We start from the raw sequence: 527 nt of genomic DNA, 5'->3' as shown, positions 1-527 counted from the left end.
CCGGCACCTTCGCCCGCGGCGCATCCGCGCGCGGCCGCGCCTCGACCGGCACCACCGTCAGCCCATGCCCCGCCGACGCATCCGACACCGGCAGCGGCACGAAGCCATCGCCCGACGCCGCGACGCGCCCAGTCGTATCGACCGTCGACGCGGCCGAAGCCGAAGCCGCCGACGCGCCGGACGCCGCCACGGCCGCACCCGCCTCGATCGCCGCCGCCTCCGACGCGCTCAACGGCGCGATCGCCACCGGCCGCAAGAACGCGGTGAACCGCAAATTGGCCTCGACGCCGGCATCCTCGGCCGAGCCGCGCTTGAAGCGCAGGTCGTCGAGCGCGGCGTACGGCACGGCCGCCAGCACCGTCTCGCCGAACCGCCGCAACCGCGCGTAATCGCCCTTCACGGGCAGCACCACCGTGTAGGTGTCGAAGCGGCCGAACGCATCGTGCCCCGGCTTGTACTCGGCCTTGTCGAGCGTCACGCCGGCCGCCGTGGCCGCCTCGAACAGATGCCGGACGATCTCGCCGGTA

1 pseudogene is annotated in these 527 nt (G+C 74.2%); it reads right to left on the bottom strand.

Features of this window, described 5'->3' with window-relative positions:
- Positions 1 to 527, bottom strand: a pseudogene (locus G3N92_RS35280) (hypothetical protein); the annotation flags it as partial.

The organism is Burkholderia sp. Ac-20379, assembly GCF_017104645.1.
In the GTDB taxonomy this organism is placed as follows: domain Bacteria; phylum Pseudomonadota; class Gammaproteobacteria; order Burkholderiales; family Burkholderiaceae; genus Burkholderia.
This window is presented reverse-complemented; position numbering and strand designations above follow the sequence as displayed.